This is a genomic window from Pseudomonas sp. Au-Pse12 (genome assembly GCF_021341665.1).
Taxonomy (GTDB): domain Bacteria; phylum Pseudomonadota; class Gammaproteobacteria; order Pseudomonadales; family Pseudomonadaceae; genus Aquipseudomonas.
This window is the reverse complement of sequence record NZ_JAJTTH010000007.1, coordinates 63,298-81,810: the sequence shown is the minus strand read 5'-3', so window position 1 is coordinate 81,810 and position 18,513 is coordinate 63,298. Positions and strand designations below refer to the sequence as shown.

13 protein-coding genes are annotated in these 18,513 nt (G+C 62.4%); 6 read left to right on the top strand and 7 right to left on the bottom strand.

The window, feature by feature from the left end:
* Positions 1-5 precede the first annotated feature (5 nt).
* Both LXM55_RS20475 and LXM55_RS20470 read right to left on the bottom strand, forming a co-directional pair.
* Entirely contained in the window at positions 6-1,610 is a 1,605-nt protein-coding gene (locus LXM55_RS20475; protein WP_233322045.1) for a carboxyl transferase domain-containing protein, read from the bottom strand.
* 106 nt (positions 1,611-1,716) lie between these two features.
* Positions 1,717-2,880: an isovaleryl-CoA dehydrogenase gene (locus tag LXM55_RS20470; RefSeq protein WP_233322044.1), complete on the bottom strand. Its 1,164-nt coding sequence runs from the start codon at positions 2,878-2,880 to the stop codon at positions 1,717-1,719.
* Positions 2,881-3,108: 228 nt separating this feature from the next.
* Between LXM55_RS20470 and LXM55_RS20465 the strand changes: the two genes are divergently transcribed.
* The gene (locus LXM55_RS20465) at positions 3,109-4,812 is read left to right on the top strand and encodes an AMP-binding protein (protein ID WP_233322043.1); all 1,704 of its coding nucleotides are present in this window, start codon (positions 3,109-3,111) and stop codon (positions 4,810-4,812) included.
* A 610-nt stretch (positions 4,813-5,422) separates the two neighbouring features.
* Here the strand turns inward: LXM55_RS20465 and LXM55_RS20460 are convergent.
* From LXM55_RS20460 to LXM55_RS20450, 3 genes are all read right to left on the bottom strand, one after another.
* Positions 5,423-6,322 carry a hydroxymethylglutaryl-CoA lyase gene (locus LXM55_RS20460; RefSeq protein ID WP_233322042.1) on the bottom strand — a complete coding sequence of 300 codons (900 nt, stop codon included), beginning with the start codon at positions 6,320-6,322 and terminating at the stop codon, positions 5,423-5,425.
* 64 nt (positions 6,323-6,386) lie between these two features.
* The gene (locus tag LXM55_RS20455; protein WP_233322041.1) at positions 6,387-6,791 is read right to left on the bottom strand and encodes a MerR family transcriptional regulator; all 405 of its coding nucleotides are present in this window, start codon (positions 6,789-6,791) and stop codon (positions 6,387-6,389) included.
* Between the two features lie 125 nt (positions 6,792-6,916).
* Positions 6,917-7,852, bottom strand: a complete 936-nt coding sequence (locus tag LXM55_RS20450; RefSeq protein WP_072452706.1) for a LysR family transcriptional regulator — start codon at positions 7,850-7,852, stop codon at positions 6,917-6,919.
* Between the two features lie 180 nt (positions 7,853-8,032).
* Between LXM55_RS20450 and LXM55_RS20445 the strand changes: the two genes are divergently transcribed.
* On the top strand, positions 8,033-9,262 hold the full coding sequence (locus LXM55_RS20445; RefSeq protein WP_233322040.1) for an acyl-CoA dehydrogenase: 1,230 nt from the start codon (positions 8,033-8,035) through the stop codon (positions 9,260-9,262).
* A 43-nt stretch (positions 9,263-9,305) separates the two neighbouring features.
* Here the strand turns inward: LXM55_RS20445 and LXM55_RS20440 are convergent, their stop codons facing one another.
* Positions 9,306-10,688: a substrate-binding domain-containing protein gene (locus LXM55_RS20440; protein WP_233322039.1), complete on the bottom strand. Its 1,383-nt coding sequence runs from the start codon at positions 10,686-10,688 to the stop codon at positions 9,306-9,308.
* 295 nt (positions 10,689-10,983) lie between these two features.
* On the opposite strand from LXM55_RS20440, the gene LXM55_RS20435 reads away from it, so the two are divergent.
* Positions 10,984-11,316 (top strand): DUF1508 domain-containing protein, encoded by a 333-nt coding sequence (locus LXM55_RS20435; RefSeq protein WP_233322038.1) that lies wholly within the window; start codon positions 10,984-10,986, stop codon positions 11,314-11,316.
* A 52-nt stretch (positions 11,317-11,368) separates the two neighbouring features.
* On the opposite strand, the gene xthA is transcribed toward LXM55_RS20435, so the two are convergent.
* On the bottom strand, positions 11,369-12,181 hold the full coding sequence (xthA, locus tag LXM55_RS20430; RefSeq protein ID WP_233322037.1) for an exodeoxyribonuclease III: 813 nt from the start codon (positions 12,179-12,181) through the stop codon (positions 11,369-11,371).
* Between the two features lie 176 nt (positions 12,182-12,357).
* On the opposite strand from xthA, the gene LXM55_RS20425 reads away from it, so the two are divergent.
* The 3 genes from LXM55_RS20425 (at position 12,358) to LXM55_RS20415 (ending at position 18,475) form a co-directional block, all read left to right on the top strand.
* Positions 12,358-13,008 (top strand): GNAT family N-acetyltransferase, encoded by a 651-nt coding sequence (locus LXM55_RS20425; RefSeq protein ID WP_233322036.1) that lies wholly within the window; start codon positions 12,358-12,360, stop codon positions 13,006-13,008.
* Positions 13,009-13,073: 65 nt separating this feature from the next.
* A complete protein-coding gene (locus tag LXM55_RS20420; RefSeq protein WP_233322035.1) occupies positions 13,074-14,801 on the top strand; it encodes an autotransporter assembly complex protein TamA in 1,728 nt (575 codons plus the stop codon).
* On the top strand, positions 14,798-18,475 hold the full coding sequence (locus LXM55_RS20415) for a translocation/assembly module TamB domain-containing protein (RefSeq protein WP_233322034.1): 3,678 nt from the start codon (positions 14,798-14,800) through the stop codon (positions 18,473-18,475). The genes LXM55_RS20420 and LXM55_RS20415 overlap by 4 nt, the downstream gene beginning before the upstream one ends.
* The last annotated feature ends 38 nt before the right edge of the window (positions 18,476-18,513 follow it).

Here is an 18,513-nt window from a genome sequence, read left to right as displayed (position 1 = left end):
CAGGATTACATGCGGAACACGCCGAAGCGGCTCTGTTCGATGGGGGCGTTGAGGGCGGCGGACAGGGCCAGGGCCAGTACGTCACGGGTTTGCGCCGGGTCGATGACGCCGTCGTCCCAGAGTCGCGCACTGGAGTAATACGGGTGCCCCTGATGCTCGTACTGGTCGAGGATCGGCTGCTTGATCTGGGCTTCCTGGGCGGCGTCGAAGCTGTGCCCGCCGCGCTCTGCCTGTTCGCGCTTGACTTGCACCAGCACCCCGGCGGCCTGTTCAGCGCCCATCACGCCAATCCGCGCGTTGGGCCACATCCACAAGAAGCGTGGGTCATAGGCGCGGCCGCACATGCCGTAGTTACCGGCGCCAAAACTGCCGCCGATGATCACCGTGAACTTCGGCACCTGGGCGCAGGCCACGGCGGTCACCAGCTTGGCGCCGTGCTTGGCGATGCCGCCGGCTTCGTATTTCTGCCCGACCATGAAACCGGTGATGTTCTGCAGGAACAGCAGCGGAATCCCGCGCTGGCAGGCCAGTTCGATGAAGTGCGCACCTTTTTGTGCGGCTTCGGCGAAGAGGATGCCGTTGTTGGCGAGAATGGCCACCGGGTAACCGTGCAGGTGAGCGAAACCGCAGACCAGGGTGGTGCCGAACAGGGCCTTGAACTCATCGAAGACCGAGCCGTCCACCAGGCGGGCAATGATTTCGCGTACATCGAAAGGCTGCTTGGGGTCGGCCGGCACCACGCCGTAGAGTTCGTCGCGGGCGTAGAGCGGGGCAATGGGCGTGCGTTGTTGCAACTGGCCCTGTTTGTGCCAATTGAGGTTGGCCACGCTGCGTCGAGCCAGGGCCAGGGCGTGTTCGTCGCTTTCCGCGTAGTGGTCGGCGACCCCGGAAACCTTGCAGTGCACGTCGGCGCCGCCGAGGTCTTCGGCGCTCACCACTTCGCCGGTGGCGGCTTTTACCAGGGGCGGGCCGGCGAGAAAGATGGTGGCCTGCTCCCGGACCATGATGGCCTCGTCGGCCATGGCCGGCACGTAGGCGCCACCGGCGGTGCAGGAGCCCATGACCACGGCAATCTGCGGGATGCCCTGGGCGCTCATGTTGGCCTGGTTGAAGAAGATTCGCCCGAAGTGCTCGCGGTCCGGGAACACTTCGTCCTGGCGCGGCAGGTTGGCACCGCCAGAGTCCACTAGGTAGATGCAGGGCAGGCGGTTCTGCTGGGCGATGGTTTGCGCGCGCAGGTGTTTTTTCACGGTCAGCGGATAGTAGGAGCCGCCTTTCACCGTGGCGTCGTTGGCCACGATCATGCATTCGACGCCTTCCACCCGGCCGATCCCAGCGATCACACCGGCAGCGGGTACGTCTTCGCCGTAGACCTCGTAGGCGGCCAGGGCGCTGATTTCAAGGAACGGCGAGCCGGGGTCGAGCAGACGGTTGATCCGCTCCCGGGGCAGCAGCTTGCCCCGTGAGGTGTGGCGCTCCTGGGCCTTGGCGCCGCCGCCTTGCTGGACCTGGGCGAGCAGGCTGTGCAAGGCGTCGACCTGGGCCAGCATGCTGGCAGCGTTCTGCGCGAACTCGGGTGATTTCGGGTTGAGCTGAGACTTCACAATCATCGGGGCTCCCAGCGCAGCTCGAAGCCATAAGCTTCAAGCTGCAAGAGTAAGTCGGTGTTACGGCAGTTGTGGCTTGCCGCTTGTAGCTCGCAACGTGCGGCTGCTCTTACTTGGTTTCGTTGAACAGTTCGCGACCGATCAGCATGCGACGGATCTCGCTGGTGCCGGCACCGATCTCGTAGAGCTTGGCGTCACGCAGCAGGCGGCCGGCGGGGAATTCATTGATGTAGCCGTTGCCACCGAGGATCTGGATCGCGTCGAGGGCCATCTGCGTCGCGCGCTCGGCGCTGTAGAGAATCACCCCGGCGGCGTCCTTGCGGGTGGTTTCGCCGCGCTCGCAGGCCTGTGCCACCGCATACAGGTAGGCGCGGCTGGCGTTGAGCTGGGTGTACATGTCGGCGATCTTGCCCTGGATCAGCTGGAATTCACCGATGCTCTGGCCGAACTGCTTGCGGTCGTGGATATAGGGCACCACCAGGTCCATGCAAGCCTGCATGATCCCGGTCGGGCCGCCGGAGAGCACCACGCGCTCGTAGTCGAGGCCGCTCATCAGGACTTTGACGCCACCATTGAGCACACCGAGGATGTTTTCCTCCGGTACTTCCACATCATCGAAGAACAGCTCGCAGGTGTTGGAGCCGCGCATGCCCAGCTTGTCGAACTTGTTGCTGCGGCTGAAGCCCTTCCAGTCGCGCTCGACGATGAAGGCGGTGATGCCGTGGGGGCCTTTCTCCAGGTCGGTCTTGGCGTAGATCACATAGGTGTTGGCGTCGGGGCCGTTGGTGATCCAGGTCTTGCTGCCGTTGAGCACGAAGCGGTCGCCGCGCTTGTCGGCCCGCAGCTTCATCGACACCACGTCGGAGCCGGCGTTGGGCTCGCTCATGGCCAGGGCACCGATGTGCTCGCCGCTGATCAGCTTGGGCAGGTACTTGCTCTTCTGCTCGTGGTTGCCGTTGCGGTTGATCTGGTTCACGCAGAGGTTGGAGTGCGCGCCGTAGGACAGGGCCACCGAAGCCGAGCCGCGGCTGATCTCTTCCATGGCCACCACGTGGGCCAGGTAGCCCAGGCCAGCGCCGCCGTACTCTTCCGGCACGGTGATGCCCAAGAGGCCCATGTCACCGAATTTGCGCCACATGTCAGCAGGGAACAGGTTGTCGACATCGATCTGGGCGGCCCGTGGAGCCAGTTCCGCCTTGACGAAGGCCTGGACCTGTTGGCGCAGCATGTCGATGGTTTCACCGAGGGCGAAGTTCAGGGTCGGGTAACTCATGGCGGGGCACCTTCAAACTTGTTTTTATCGAGGGAATAGGATGTCGAGAACGGCGCGGCCCGCCTCTCACCTTTACGTTAACGTAAACCTGCGACCGATGGCTGTCAATCGCCCTTTACGTAAACGTCAACTTGCGCCAGAGTAGCGAGGCTTTCGATTGGAGCCAGGCTTTTTCGCACCATCGGCCAGGCTCCTGAACACCCACTAATAAAGACAATAGGGGTCGTCATGGAACACTCGGGTTTCCAGCCGGATCGCAGTTACACCCGTGGTACGCAAGACAAGCCGTTACTGGCGCTGACCATCGGCCAGGCTTTCGATAACACCGTCGCCGCCTATCCTCAGGGCGAGGCCCTGGTGGTGCGCCACCAGCAGCTGCGTTACACCTGGCAGCAACTGCGCGAGACGGTCGACCTGCATGCCCGGGCGTTGCTGGCCCTGGGGCTGAAGACCGGCGATCGCCTGGGGATCTGGGCCCCCAACTGCGCCCAGTGGTGCATCGCACAATTCGCCAGCGCCAAGATCGGCGTGATCCTGGTGAACATCAATCCGGCTTATCGCAGTGCCGAACTGGAATATGTGCTCAAACAGTCCGGCTGCCAGTGGCTGATCTGTGCCGGCGCCTTCAAGACCTCCGACTACCACGGCATGTTGCAGGGGCTGATCCCCGAATTGGCGGAGCAATCCATCGGTCAACTGCACAGCGAACGCCTGCCGGAACTGCGCGGCGTGATCAGCCTGGATGCACAGCCGCCGTCGGGCTTCCTGCCCTGGTCGCAGTTTTCGGCGTTGGCTAAAGGCGCCACTGCCGAGCAGTTGCGGGCGCGTCAGGACGGCCTGGATTTCGACCAACCGGTGAATATCCAGTACACCTCCGGCACCACCGGGTTTCCCAAGGGCGCGACCCTGAGCCACTACAACATCCTCAACAACGGTTACATGGTGGGCGAGAGCCTTGGCCTGACGGCGGCGGACCGATTGGTGATCCCGGTGCCGCTGTACCACTGCTTCGGCATGGTCATGGGCAACCTGGGTTGCGTGACCCACGGCACCACCATGATCTATCCCAACGATGCTTTTGATCCGCTGCTGACCTTGACTGCAGTGGCCGAAGAGCGCGCTACCGGCCTGTACGGCGTGCCCACGATGTTTATCGCCATGCTCGATCAGCCTCAGCGAGGCGAGTTCGACTTGTCGAGCCTGCGCACCGGGATCATGGCCGGGGCCACTTGCCCGATCGAGGTGATGCGCCGGGTGATCAGCGACATGCACATGAGCGAAGTGCAGATCGCCTACGGCATGACTGAAACCAGCCCGGTGTCGTTGCAGACCGGGCCGGATGATGATCTGGAATTGCGCGTTACCACGGTGGGCCGGACCCAGCCGCACCTGGAGAGCAAGATCATCGATGAGGCCGGCAATGTAGTGCCGCGAGGCACCATTGGTGAACTGTGCACCCGGGGTTACAGCGTCATGCTTGGCTATTGGAACAACCCTCAGGGCACCCGCGAATCCCTCGACCAGGCTGGCTGGATGCACACCGGTGACCTGGCGACCATGAACGAGCAGGGTTATGTGTGCATCGCCGGGCGCAACAAGGACATGATCATTCGCGGGGGGGAAAACATTTACCCGCGCGAGCTGGAGGAGTTCTTCTTCACCCATCCTGCGGTGGCCGATGTGCAGGTAATCGGCATCCCCTGCGACAGGTACGGCGAGGAGATCGTCGCCTGGATCAAGTTCCACCCCGGCCATTCGGCCAATGAGCTGGAGCTGCAGACCTGGTGCAAGGAGCGTATCGCCCACTTCAAGACGCCGCGTTACTTCAAGTTCGTTGAAGAGTTTCCGATGACCGTGACCGGCAAGATCCAGAAGTTCCGCATGCGCGAGATCAGCATCGAGGAGTTGCACGAGCGCATCGCCAGGGGGTGACCACAGATAGAGCGTGCATCGGCCACGGTGCACGCTTTATGGGCAGGAAAGCTGAATGACAGAAAGCACAAAGGGGAGCCGAAGCTCCCCTTTAATTTGTCGTTGCGTGCTCTTTTTTTATTATTGAGGGGCGGTCTATTGTTGTTTTTGGCAACCGTTGCCCTTTACCGCTGTTTTTGGCGATCCCCATCCGGGATCAAGAGCAAACGTATTTTTTTGAGCGCTGATTCAATGTGTCGCCAGGGCGATCCAACCAGTTCGGGAGCTACCTCAGGGTAGTTTTATTGTTCTCTGACCGGTTGCGGGTGGCTCTTGCAAGCCCTCCTGCACACTGCACCTTCTCCAAAAAAATCTGTTAGCTGCGTCTCTGCCGTGTTGTTTTTGTTATCTCAGAGTCGTTACGTCTTATTTTTATTAGGTTTGCTGCTTTTTATTCTTGTTATGCCATAGAGATAGCAGAAGCCGTGCCAACTTTTTAAAATCCTTTAAAATCAATGGCTTGATGTTTTCGTAGGACAATCTGTGGCACAAGAAAATCGACAAACTGTTTCCGTGTTACTCGTTCCCGCCCCAGATCAGAGTGGCCGGTAACACCCGGCCGCACATTGTCTCAACCGGCGTTACGCGCCTTGGCTACGCGGGAACCCGTAGGGCGCCCCAGCACGTTGCAGATCTGTCGGCCGGCGTCGATCAGGCGGTCCATGTCGATACCGGTATGAATCCCCAGGCCGTTGAGCAGGTAGAGCACGTCTTCGGTGGCGACGTTGCCGCTGGCGCCCTTGGCATAAGGGCAGCCGCCGAGCCCGGCGATCGAGCTGTCGAACACCGCAATGCCCTCCAGCAGGCTGGCGTAGACGTTGGCCAGGGCCTGGCCATAGGTGTCGTGGAAGTGCCCGGCGAGTTTTTCCCGCGGCACCTGGGCGCCTACCACCTCGAACATGCGGCGGGTGGCGCCGGCGGTGCCGGTGCCAATGGTGTCACCCAGGGAGACCTCGTAGCAGCCCATGGCATATAGCTCGCGGGCGACCAGGGCGACTTGCTCTGGAGCCACTTCGCCTTCATAGGGGCAGCCCAGTACACAGGACACGTAGCCGCGTACGCTGATCCCGTGCTGTTGGGCTGCGTCCATGATCGGTACGAAACGCTCCAGGCTTTCGCGGATGGAGCAATTGATGTTGCGCTGGGAGAAGGCTTCCGAGGCGGCGGCGAACACGGCCACTTCCTTGACGCCCGCCGCCAGGGCGTCCTCGAAACCCCGCAGGTTCGGCGCCAGCGCACCGTAGACCACCCCGGGCTTGCGCTGGATGCGGGCAAAGACCTCGGCCGAGCCGGCCATCTGCGGCACCCACTTGGGCGAGACGAAACTGCCGACTTCTATATAGCCCAGGCCGGCAGCGGTCAGGGCATCCACCAAGTGCACCTTGTCCTCGACGCTGATGGGTTGGGCTTCATTCTGCAGGCCGTCGCGAGGGCCGACTTCGATCAGGCGTACATGGCTGGGGAGTGACATTCAGGTTCACCTTCTTATCAATGAGGGGGTGGATGCCGGCGCTGGGGCGCGGGTGTCCCGATGATTATTGGGCCGTGCTTTGCTGATTCTGGATGGTCTGTTCCAGGGCCTGGGTGCAGCGCTCTTCGGCGGTGTCCAGTTCCAGTTTCATCTGCTCGATGTCGAGCAACTGCTGTTCGAGCTGTTCGCGGCGCTCGGCGATTTTCGCCAGCATGCTGTGCAACTGCTTCAGGTTGCCGCTGCTCGGGTCGTAGAGCTCGATCAGTTCGCGGCATTCCGCCAGGGAAAAGCCGATGCGCTTGCCGCGCAGGATCAGTTTCAGGCTGACCTTGTCCCGAGGCGAGTAGATGCGCTCCTGGCCACGGCGCTCGGGGGCCAGAAGGCCTTGCTCTTCGTAGAAACGGATGGCTCGGGTGGTGATGTCGAGCTCGCGAGCGAGGTCGGAAATGCTGTAGGTCTGGCTGCTCATGGAGGCGCTCAAGATGGGGCTTGGCGCTAAGCTAAAGGCAGGTTTACGTATACGTCAAGCAGTCCGAGCCGATCCCGTTCGCCGGCAAGCCGGCTCCTGCAGTGAAGGCTTGCCGGCGAGGGGGGTCAGGCTGTCTGCTGGTCGAGCTTCTTTTCGTAAGCCGTGACCTGCTGGCAGAGCTCGATCATCTGCTCGCGCATCCAGCGGTTGGCCGGGTCCTGGTCGGTGCTTTCGTGCCAATAGAGGTGGGTTTCCACGGGCGGCACGTCGTTGACCGGCAAATTGAATGCATGCAGTTCGTGGCGGCGGGCAAAGCGTTCCGGCACGGTCATGACCATGTCGGTCTGCTGCAATACCTGGGAGGCCATCAGGTAATGCTGGGAGCGCAGGGCGATCTTGCGCTGGATGCCCATCTTGCCCAGGGCCAGGTCGACGTGCCCAAGGCCGCTGCGACGGCTGGAGATATGGATGTGGGTCAGCGACAGGTAGTCATCCAGGCTGAACTTTTCCTTGCCCGCCAGCGGGTGGCCCTTGCGCATGGCGCACACGTAGCGGTCTTCCATCAGCTTGACGTGACGGACCTGCGGGTCGGTATTGAGCGGTGCGTCGACGGCGAAGTCCAGGCGCCCGGCCGCCAGTTCCTTGGTGGTTTCCCGGCGCTTGGAGAGAAAGCTCTCGATGATCACCGTCGGGGCCAGGCGCCGCAGGCGCTGGAACAGCGGAGGCAGGATCACGGCTTCGGTGAGGTCGGTCATGCTGATGCGGTACGTCTTGACTGCTTGCAGGGGGTTGAAAATCCGACTTTCCTGTACTGAAACCCGCAGCAGCGACAGGGCGTTGCGCACCGGGCCGATGATGTTCTGCGCCATGGGCGTGGGCACCATGCCCTGGGCGGTGCGCACGAACAGCGGGTCGTTGAAGGTCTCACGCAACCGCGCCAGGGCGTTGGACACCGCTGGCTGAGTGATGCCGACGATCTGCCCGGCGCGGGTCAGGTTGGCTTCGGTGTAGATCGCATCGAAAACGATGAAGAGGTTGAGGTCGACCTTGCTCAGATTCATGGCGCTGCACTCTTATTGTTAGGGCCTGTGGAAGGGGCTCGGAAGCCTTCGGAATCAGCCGATCATATATCGGTGATGAATGTTAATACACGCCGAGAATAGGCTAGGTAAATTTTCGTAGCTGATCTAGCATCGATTTCAGTCCCCCAACACCCGTTCTTCACAAAGGTAGAACTGCCCATGGAATTCGCCTATTCCCCCAAGGTTCAGGAACTGCGTGAGCGCGTCACCGCGTTCATGGATGCCTATGTTTATCCGGCTGAAGCGGTCTTCGAGCGCCAGGTTGCCGAAGGCGATCGCTGGCAACCGACCGCCATCATGGAAGAGCTGAAACTCAAGGCCAAGGCTGAAGGTCTGTGGAATTTGTTTCTGCCTGAGTCGGAACTGGGCGCTGGCCTGAGCAACCTTGAATATGCACCCCTGGCGGAAATCATGGGCCGTTCGCTGCTGGGCCCCGAGCCTTTCAATTGCTCGGCGCCGGACACCGGGAATATGGAAGTGCTGGTGCGCTATGCCAGCGAAGAGCAGAAACAGCGCTGGCTGGAACCGCTGCTGCGCGGTGAGATCCGTTCCGCCTTCGCCATGACCGAGCCGGATGTGGCCTCGTCCGATGCCACCAACATGGCGGCCCGTGCCGTGCGCGAGGGCGATCAGTGGGTGATCAACGGCAAGAAGTGGTGGACCTCGGGCGCCTGCGATCCGCGCTGCAAGATCCTGATCTTCATGGGCCTGAGCAACCCCGATGCGCCGCGCCACCAGCAGCACTCGATGATCCTGGTGCCGGTGGATACCCCCGGGGTGAAGATTGTTCGTCCATTGCCGGTGTTCGGCTACGACGATGCGCCACATGGTCATGCCGAAGTGCTGTTCGACAACGTCCGCGTGCCCTACGAGAACGTGCTGCTGGGGGAGGGCCGTGGTTTCGAGATTGCCCAGGGTCGCCTTGGCCCGGGTCGGATCCACCACTGCATGCGCTCCATCGGCATGGCCGAGCGGGCCCTGGAACTGATGTGCAAGCGTTCGGTGAACCGCACCGCGTTTGGCAAGCCGCTGGCGCGCCTGGGCGGCAACATCGACAAGATCGCCGACTCGCGGATGGAAATCGACATGGCCCGGCTGCTGACGCTGAAGGCCGCATACATGATGGACACCGTGGGCAACAAGGTGGCCAAGAGCGAGATTGCCCAGATCAAGGTGGTGGCGCCGAACGTGGCCCTGCGGGTGATCGACCGGGCGATCCAGATGCACGGCGGGGCCGGGGTTTCCAACGACTTCCCGCTGGCCTACATGTATGCGATGCAGCGCACCCTGCGCCTGGCCGACGGCCCGGATGAAGTGCACCGTGCGGCGATCGGCAAGTACGAGATCGGCAAATATGTGCCCAAAGAGCTGATGCGCGGCGGGCATTGAGGGGCATGCAGCCGGCCTGTTCGACGGCAGGCCGGTCAATGGTTCAGTAGACCCAGACTTCCACGCGGCGGTTCTTGATCCGCCCCTCGTCGGCGCTGTTGGCCGCTACCGGCAGCTCGGCGCCGAAACCGCGAATCTCGCGAAATACCACGCCGCTCTTCACCAGTTCCCGGCGCACCGCCATGGCCCGCAGCTTGGACAGCAGCGCCGCGCGCGCCGGGTCATCCTTGGGGTCGCCAAAACCGGCCAGGGTTACCTGGCGGTTCATCTTGTCGTGCTGGCGCAGGTAGTCAAGGACTCGGTTGAGGTCCTGGCGGGCCTTGTTGTCCAGGCTGGCGCTGCCTTCCTCAAAACGAAAGTTGACCGTCAGGCGTTGTGCCTGGCGGGTCAGCGCCTGGTAAGCCTCGGGCATCTGTGGGCTGGGAACAACGCGCATGGCCTGCACGGTCTGGGCGATAAAACCGTTGGCTGCGACGATGGCCTGGCCTTTGGCGCTCTGGGCGAAACTCACCAGGGCATCGGCCCAGGGATTCTGCCCATTGGGCGGCAGGTACAGGTACAGGCGCCGTGATAGCGGGTAATCCTCGGTGGCGATCAGGCTGTTGAGTGGCAGCATCGGCTGCGAGTCACCGTCGACGATGGCCACCGCCTTGGCTTGGCGCACATAGGGCAGGCCGATGAAACCGATGCCCTGCGGGTCGTGACTGACGGCGTCGGACAGCTGCTCGCTGGATTCGAAACGCTTGGCGCTGGCGCTCAGGGTCTTGCCGCGATGGCTGAGCACCAGTTCCTTGAAGGTGTCGTAGGTGCCGGACTGGTCATCCCGGGCGTAGAGGTGCACCGCGCCGCCCACGCCGCCCAGCTCTTCCCAGGTCTTGGTTTCGCCGCTGAACAGCCGGGCCAATTGTTCGGTGTTGAGTTGGTTCAGCGGGTTGTGCGGATGCAGGATGATTGCCAGCCCATCAATGGCGATCACCTGCTCGGCGCTGGGGCTTTTCAGGTCACCGAGGCTTTCAAGGTCCACCAGTTCACTGTCCTTGATCGGTCGCGAAGCGGCGGCCAGGTCGGCCCGGGCGGTTTTCAGGGCGGTAAAGCCGGTGCTCGAGCCATGGGCGGCGACGTCCACTCGCACGGGGCGGCCCTGGGTAGTTTGCCCCACTACCTGTTGTTCATTGTCGCGGCCACTGGCGGCGATCCTGATGTCACGCACCCCCTGTTCCTCCATCAACCCCTTGACCAGCGCCGGGCCCAGCCGAGCGCCAATGGTGTTGGAGCCCTGGATGCGCAGCACCGGCGTGTTGTCCGGGGCCAGGGGCAGAGCGGCGAATACCGACCAGGGCAGGGCGTAGCAAACGAAGCCGATGAGAAACAGGCTGATGGTTCGACACCAGATATCTCGTTCGCTGACGGTGGAAACGCGGGGCATGGCGGCACTGGCCTTCTATATAGAGGGAGAGGAGGTAAGTGCTGGCGAGATTAAGTCAGGGAGGTGACAGGGATGTGACGGACGGCCTTTTCCGAAGAGAAATGGCGAAAGTCCTACAGCATAAATAGCTGTTTTCTCTAGATTTTTTGAGATGTGTCCTAAAGACCGACCTCGGAACGGCGCGTAGAGTGGGCAACTTTGTCTGGCGGGGATTGGGGCGACTGCCAACGCGTCGTCCCCGCGGATGCCTCGGCAGTGTTGAGCTGCTATTTCGTAGTGTGCAAAGGAGTTACAAATGAGTGCCTGGTTCGAGCTGAAGCAGTATGGCAGTGGTGCATGCAGATTCTTGCTGAAGACAAAGGAGGCGCAGACCATGCTTCAAAGCGACCGATACCCTTGCCGGGACAGTGCCGAGGCGGCTCTCGGCCTGTTCCGCGCACACTGCGCTTCCCCGGAACGTTACGTCAAGAAAATTTCGTCGGGCGGCAAACCTTTTTTCAAGCTCAAGTCCGGTAAGGAAGTGATTCTGGTCAGCCACTTGTACGATTCGGAAGCCACACTCGACAGCGCCATCAGCGCTATCGCCAGTGCGGGTACCACGGAGCGGGTCGAGCACGTGCAGCTGTAACCGCGAAGTAAAAAAAAGCCCATCGGCAGATGGGCTTTTTTGTGCCTGTCGATCAGCCCAGTTCGAGCCAGATCGGCGCATGGTCCGAAGGTTTTTCCATGCCCCGCAGTTCATAGTCGACCCCCGCGTCCTTGACCCGTGGCAGCAACCCCTGAGAGGCCATGATCAGGTCGATGCGCAGGCCGCGCTTGGGCTCATCCTCGAAGCCGCGGCTGCGGTAGTCGAACCAACTGAAGCGGTCGTTCACCTCGGGGTTCAGGTGACGGAAGCTGTCCACCAGGCCCCAGTTCTTCAGGCGGGCCATCCACTCCCGCTCTTCCGGCAGGAAGCTGCATTTGCCGGTCTTCAGCCAACGCTTGGCGTTGTCGGCGCCGATGCCGATGTCGCAATCTTCCGGTGAAATGTTCACATCACCCATGACTACCAGGGGCTGGTCGTTGCTGAAGCGGCTTTCCAGCAGGTGCTGCAGGTCCTGGTAGAAGCGCTGCTTGGCCGGGAACTTGGTGGGGTGGTCGCGGCTTTCGCCCTGGGGGAAGTAACCGTTCATGATGGTCACCGGCGTGCCGTCGGCATCGGCGAAAGTGCCCCAGATGAAGCGCCGCTGAGCGTCTTCGTCATCGCCCTCGAAGCCTTTGTGCAAGGCCAGCGGCGCCTGGCGCGAGAGCAGAGCTACACCGTAATGGCCCTTCTGGCCGTGGTAATGCACGTGGTAACCCAGGGACTGGACGTCGGCGAGGGGAAACTGTTCGTCGGCGACCTTGGTTTCCTGCAGGCCGATCACGTCCGGCTGATGTTTGTCGATCAGCGCCGCCAGCTGATGGGGGCGGGCGCGCAGCCCGTTGATATTGAACGAGACGATCTTCATGGTCGGCGGTCCTGGCAAAACAGCGATGCTAGCTGACAACGCCCGGGTCGACCAGCGTGGCGGCGTGGCAGATGCACTGCTAATGTCCCTTGAGCGCGGGAACGATCAGCGGCGCGCAGGGCTCGTAATAACAGGAGCGCGGCCATTTGAGCCGGGTCCAGGGGAGAGTGACCGTCATGCCTGATTCCTCCAATGTCATCGCCGATATTCACCAACTCGACAGCGGCTATTCCCGCGAAGCGCGGTCGTTGCTGTACCAGGCCTACCGCCATGAGCCGACGTTCGGCTTCATTTTCGAATCCGAGCGCCCAGGCTACGAACAGCGGGTCCGGGCCACGGTGCGGGAACTGGTGAAGCAGCATTTTCTGCAAGACCTGCCGGCCATCGGCCTGCTGGTCAATGACCGACTGATCGGCATTGCCCTGATCGCACCGCCGCAGCGGCGCCTGGGCATTACCGAAAGTTGGGCCTGGCGGTTGCGCATGGTGCTCAGCACCGGCTTTCGCTGCACCCAGCGCTACCTGGAATACCATCAGGCGGTGCAGGCCTGCCTGCCCAATGATGCGGTCCATGTGTTGCCGCTGCTGGGGGTGCACCCGCAGTTCCAGGGCCAGCATTTCGGCGAACAGTTGCTGGCAGCGGTCCATAACTGGTGCGCCGCGGATGAACATTCCCAGGGCGTGGTGCTGGACACCGGCAATCCGCGTTACCTGGAGTTCTATAAGCGCCAGGGCTATGAAGAGGTGGGTGAGATTGCAGTCGGGCCGGTGCGCGAGCATGTATTTTTTCACCCCAACCCGCAGTACTTACAAAGAGCAACAGCCTGATATAGAACTTTCCGTGCACTTGAGCGCTCTATCGCCCTCCCAAGCTCGTGATAGCATCCGCGCCTATGAAGTTTCCAGGAAGATTTACCAGCGGCTTTTTGCTGTTGTTCACAAGCTGTGCGGCGCTGGCGCAGAGCGAATTGGATGTCAGGGTCAAGCCCGCCAATGACGAGTTGAAGGCCAATGTGGAAGGCTACATTGGCAGTGTCGGCGATCGCGATGAAGAAGCCTTGTTGCGGTTCAGCAGGGGCGCTGAAGAGCAGGCGAAGAAAGCTGCCCAGGCCCTGGGCTACTACCAGCCGCATATCGAGAGCGAAGTGCGCGGCGGTGACAAACCGCGTCTGTTGTTGCGTATCGATCCCGGGGAACCGGTGCATCTGCGCAATGTGACGGTCCGGGTCGAAGGCCCTGCGGCTTCCCTCAAGTCTTTTCGTACTCCTACCAGCGACCAGCTCAAGCCTGGCGCGGTGCTCAATCATGGCCATTACGAAGACGCCAAGCGCCTGATCCAGAATCAGGCTTCGCGCTATGGGTTTTTCAGCGGGCGTTTTACCCGTCAGCAACTGTCGGTCGACCCGCAAGCCGGGGTAGCGGATATCGAACTGATCTATGACAGCGGCCCGCGCTATGCCCTGGGCAAGGTCAGCTTTACCGGCGATTCACTGTTCGATGAGGACCTGCTGCGGCGCATGGTGCCGTTCAAGGCCGGCGCGCCCTATGACTCCGAACTGATTGCCGAGCTCAACCAGGCCCTGCAATCAAGCGGCTATTTCGAAGGCATACGGGTGGACGCCGCGCCCACCGCCGCCGAACACGAGGTGATCCCGGTAGCGGTCCAGCTGGAAACCCGCAAGCCTCGGACCATGGGGCTCGGCCTGGGCTACTCCACCGACGTGGGGCCGCGGGTCAAGGCCAACTGGACCCGGCACTGGGTCAACCCCCAGGGCCACAGTTATGGGTGGGAAACGGAAGTGTCGGCGCCCCGGCAGAACGTTGGCCTGTGGTACGACATTCCGCTGGACCCGCCCCTGACCGACAAGCTGCGGTTTGCCGGCGGTTACCAGAATGAAGAGATTGCCGGCACCGACACCTTGAGCAAATTGCTCACCGTCGGTCCCGAGTGGCACAGCAAGTTGCCCAGCGGCTGGCAGCGCGTGGTGTCGCTGAAGTATCAACGAGAGGAATACCGTCTTGGGGATGACTCGGGCCTGAGTAACCTGCTGATGCCCGGCCTGACTTATTCCTACCTGCGCAGCGACAACCGTATTGATCCGCACAACGGCTATCGCATTCAGTTCGACACCAAGCTGGCCAAGGAAGACCTCGGTTCCGACACCAACCTGCTATATGGCACGGTGCTGCTCAAAGGCCTGACCACGGTCTGGGACAATCATCGATTCCTCGGGCGGGTGCAGTTCGGCGGCAGCGCCACCAACGGTTACAAGTCGATTCCGCCCTCCTTGCGCTTCTTTGCCGGTGGCGACCAGAGCGTTCGCGGTTACGACTATCAGACCCTGTCGCCGGAGAACTCCGAAGGCGATCGCATCGGCGGCCGCTACATGGTGGCCGGCAGTGTCGAATACCAGTATTCGATCGCCGAGAAGTGGCGGATCGCAACCTTTGTCGACCAGGGCAACTCGTTCAACAAGCTGGAACTGCCGAATCTCAAGACCGGCGTCGGGGTTGGCGTGCGCTGGGTTTCGCCGGTTGGCCCGATCCGGGTCGACCTGGCCCACGCGATGAATGATGACGGCGGTATTCGTTTGCACTTTTCCATGGGGCCAGAGCTGTGAAGCGTGGTTTGAAGGTAACGCTGCTGGCGGTCCTTGCGCTGGTGATCCTGATCATCCTGGCCGTGACTACGGTGCTGGGAACCCAGGCCGGCAGTCGCTGGGCCCTGGCGCGGGTGCCGGGGCTGACCCTGGAGCATTTCGATGGCCGCCTCGGCGGCCAGTGGAGCGCCGACCATCTGCTTTGGCAACAGGGTGACAATCGGGTCGAGCTCAGCCTCGTGAAGTTCGCCTGGTCCCCCGCCTGCCTGCTGCGCCGGACCCTGTGCATCGACCAGTTGCAGGCCGAGCAGGTCAGCCTGCAGTTCCCGCCCGCTGCCGAAGCTGAAACAGGTTCAGGCCCCATCAGCCTGCCGGAGCTGAAACTGCCACTGGCCATCGAACTGGGCCAGGTGCAGGTCGGCAGCCTGCTGTTCAACGGCAGCGAACAGCTCAAGGGCTTGCAACTGGCGGCGCACTGGACCGCGCAAGGCTTGCAGATCGACTCGCTGCGGCTGCAGCGTGATGACTTGAGCCTGGACCTGTCCGGGCTGTTGCAACCTGCTGGCGACTGGCCGTTGACCGTCCAGGGCAACCTCGGCTTGCCTGCGCCCGGTGGCGGTCCCTGGTCCCTGGCGCTGAAGGTGGAAGGCGACCTGCTCAAGACCCTGAAACTGCATGCCGACAGCAGCGGCTACCTGCAAGGGCAATTGAGCGGCCAATTGCAGCCATTGGCGGAGAGTCTGCCGGCTCAGGTGCGGATCACCGCCGATGGTTTCAAGGCCAGCGCCGATCTGCCGGACACCCTGCAGCTGGATCAGCTGGAACTGACCGGTAACGGTGACCTGAAAAGCGGCTACCAGTTGGCTGGCAAGGCCAGCCTGCCAGCGGAGCAGGGGCCGGTGGCCCTGGTGCTGCAGGGCAAGGTCGACGCCAAGGGCGCGCGGATTGCCGCGCTGGACCTGAATGCCAGCGACAAGCAGCACCTCAAGCTCAGCGGGCAACTGGACTGGAGCGAAGGTTTTTCCGCAGAGGCCAAGCTCGCCTGGCTGGATTTCCCCTGGCACCGCCTGTATCCGCTGATCGAAGAGCCGGCCGTGCGGGTCCGCAGCTTCGAGGCCGAGGTGGCTTATCGCGACGGCAATTACCTGGGCAACTTCAAGGGTGACCTGGATGGCCCGGCCGGCGCGTTCAGCCTGAGCAGCCCGTTCAGTGGCGACCTGACGAAAATCTACCTGCCACAGTTCAAGCTGGCGGCGGGCCAGGGCAAGGCCGAAGGCCACCTGAACCTGCAGTTCGCCGACGGCATTGCCTGGGATACCGCCCTCGACCTGTCGGCCATCAACCCGGCGTATTGGCTCGCAGAGCTGCCGGGAACCCTGGCCGGGCCGTTGCGCAGCCAGGGCGAAATGAAAAACCAGCAACTCAAGCTCAATGCCAATCTCGACCTCAAGGGGCGTTTGCGCGGGCAGGCGGCGGTCTTGCAGGCCAAGGCCGAGGGGGCGGGAGAACAATGGAACCTGAGCGCGCTGGATATCCGCCTGGGGGACAACCGCATCAACGGCTCCGGCAGCCTGCAACAGAAAATTGCCGGCCAGTTGGAGATCAAGATGCCGCGCCTGGGTCAGCTCTGGCCCGAGTTGCGCGGGCAGCTCAATGGGCGGCTCGACCTGGCTGGCACCCTCAAGGCGCCACAGGGCAAGCTGGACCTGGCCGGTCAGCAGTTGGCCTTTGCCGATAACCGCTTGCAGAACCTCAAGCTGGACGCCGTCCTGGACAATACGCAAAAGGCCCAGTTGGACCTCAAGGGCAGCGGGATCCAGCTGGGCGACACTCAGTTGGGCACCCTGACGCTGGCAGGCCAGGGCGACATCAAGAAACAGAAGCTGCAACTGGACCTGCAAGGGCCGCTGTTGAAACTGGCCCTGGGCCTGGATGGCGCGTTGGACCAGGGCAACTGGCGCGGGCGCTTGGCCAGCGGTGAGGTGCAGACCGGCGGCCAGGACTGGAAGCTGCAAAACCCGGCCAAGCTGGAGCGTTTGGCCAACGGCACGCTCAACTTTGGCGCCCACTGCTGGGCCAGTGGCGACGCCAGCCTGTGTGGCGAAGACCAGCGGTTGATGCCTGATCCGAAACTGCGCTACCACCTCAAGCGTTTCCCGATCGACAGCCTGGCCCAGTGGCTGCCCAAGGATTTCGCCTGGAAGGGCATTCTCAATGCCGATGTACAACTGGACCTGCCGGCCAGCGGGCCCCGGGGCCAGGTCATGCTGGACGCCAGCGCTGGCACGCTGCGAGTCAAGGACAAGGATCAGTGGCTGGATTTCCCCTACCAGACCCTGAAACTCGACGCGCGCCTGGCCCCACGGCGCATCGATACGCAGTTGCAGTTCGAAGGCGGCAAGCTGGGGCAGTTGATGGTGCAGGCGCAGATCAACCCGCTGCCGAAGAACAAACCGTTGTCCGGCGAATTCCGCCTCAGTGGCCTGGATCTGTCCGTGGCCCGGCCGTTCGTGCCGATGGTGGAAAAACTCAGCGGCAACTTGAATGGCAGCGGCCGGCTCTCCGGCGGTTTGCTGGCCCCTCAGGTCAACGGCAACCTGCAGCTCAGTGGCGGGCAGGTGTCCGGTTCCGAGCTGCCCACCAGCCTCGAAGATTTGCAGCTCACGGCGCAGATTGTCGGTGAAAGCGTGCGCCTCGATGGTGGCTGGAAAAGCGGCAAGGCCGGGCAGGGCAGCCTCAGCGGCAACATTGCCTGGGGCCGGGCATTGCTGGTGGACCTGAGCCTCAAGGGCGCGCAGTTGCCGGTCACGGTCGAGCCCTATGCCGCGCTGGAAGTGGCGCCGGACCTGAAGATCTCGCTGCAGGACGACAAACTGGCAATCGCCGGCAAGGTGCTGATCCCCAAGGGCCAGATCACCGTGCGTGAACTGCCGCCGTCCACGGTCAAGGTGTCCGATGACACGGTCATCGTCGGCCAGCAGACCGAAGACGGCCAAAAGCCCATGGCCATGGCGATGGACATCGATGTGGAGGTTGGCCGGGACAAGCTTGCGTTTGCCGGGTTCGGCCTCACCGCCAATCTGCAGGGCCATGTGCACATCGGCGACAACATGGATACCCGCGGCGAGCTGTGGCTCAACGACGGTCGCTACCGGGCCTACGGCCAGCGCCTGACCGTGCGCCGGGCGCGCCTGCTGTTTGCCGGGCCTATCGACCAGCCGTACCTGGATATCGAGGCGGTGCGCCAGACCGATGATGTGATCGCTGGTATCCGCCTGAGCGGCAGCGCCGAGCAACCGGCGACGCAGATATTCTCCGAGCCGGCCATGAGCCAGGAGCAGGCGTTGTCCTATCTGGTGCTGGGGCGGCCACTGAGCTCCACGGGTGAAGACAACAACATGCTGGCCCAGGCGGCTCTCGGGTTGGGGCTGATGGGCAGCTCGGAGCTGACCGGAGGCATCGCCAAGAACCTGGGGATCCAGGACTTCCAGCTCGATACCCAGGGCAGTGGCAACAACACCAGCGTGGTGGCCAGTGGCGCGATCTCCGAGAAGCTCAGCCTGCGCTACGGCGTCGGGGTCTTTGAGCCGGCCAGCACCATCGCCTTGCGCTACAAGCTGAGCAAGAAGGTCTACCTGGAAGCGGCCAGCGGCTTTGCCAGCTCCCTGGATATCTTCTACAAGCGCGACTTCTGAGTCCCACCTGCGGGGGCCGCCCGGCCCCCGTGCATCTT

Excerpts from the sequence above, each read along its gene's own strand:
- LXM55_RS20435 (WP_233322038.1), top strand. The coding sequence starts at position 10,984 with ATGAGTGCCTGGTTCGAGCTGAAGCAGTATGGCAGTGGTGCATGCAGA.
- LXM55_RS20470 (WP_233322044.1), bottom strand. The coding sequence starts at position 2,880 with ATGAGTTACCCGACCCTGAACTTCGCCCTCGGTGAAACCATCGACATG.
- LXM55_RS20465 (WP_233322043.1), top strand. The coding sequence starts at position 3,109 with ATGGAACACTCGGGTTTCCAGCCGGATCGCAGTTACACCCGTGGTACG.
- LXM55_RS20445 (WP_233322040.1), top strand. The coding sequence starts at position 8,033 with ATGGAATTCGCCTATTCCCCCAAGGTTCAGGAACTGCGTGAGCGCGTC.
- LXM55_RS20420 (WP_233322035.1), top strand. The coding sequence starts at position 13,074 with ATGAAGTTTCCAGGAAGATTTACCAGCGGCTTTTTGCTGTTGTTCACA.
- xthA (WP_233322037.1), bottom strand. The coding sequence starts at position 12,181 with ATGAAGATCGTCTCGTTCAATATCAACGGGCTGCGCGCCCGCCCCCAT.
- LXM55_RS20425 (WP_233322036.1), top strand. The coding sequence starts at position 12,358 with ATGCCTGATTCCTCCAATGTCATCGCCGATATTCACCAACTCGACAGC.
- LXM55_RS20460 (WP_233322042.1), bottom strand. The coding sequence starts at position 6,322 with ATGTCACTCCCCAGCCATGTACGCCTGATCGAAGTCGGCCCTCGCGAC.
- LXM55_RS20455 (WP_233322041.1), bottom strand. The coding sequence starts at position 6,791 with ATGAGCAGCCAGACCTACAGCATTTCCGACCTCGCTCGCGAGCTCGAC.
- LXM55_RS20450 (WP_072452706.1), bottom strand. The coding sequence starts at position 7,852 with ATGAATCTGAGCAAGGTCGACCTCAACCTCTTCATCGTTTTCGATGCG.
- LXM55_RS20475 (WP_233322045.1), bottom strand. The coding sequence starts at position 1,610 with ATGATTGTGAAGTCTCAGCTCAACCCGAAATCACCCGAGTTCGCGCAG.
- LXM55_RS20440 (WP_233322039.1), bottom strand. The coding sequence starts at position 10,688 with ATGCCCCGCGTTTCCACCGTCAGCGAACGAGATATCTGGTGTCGAACC.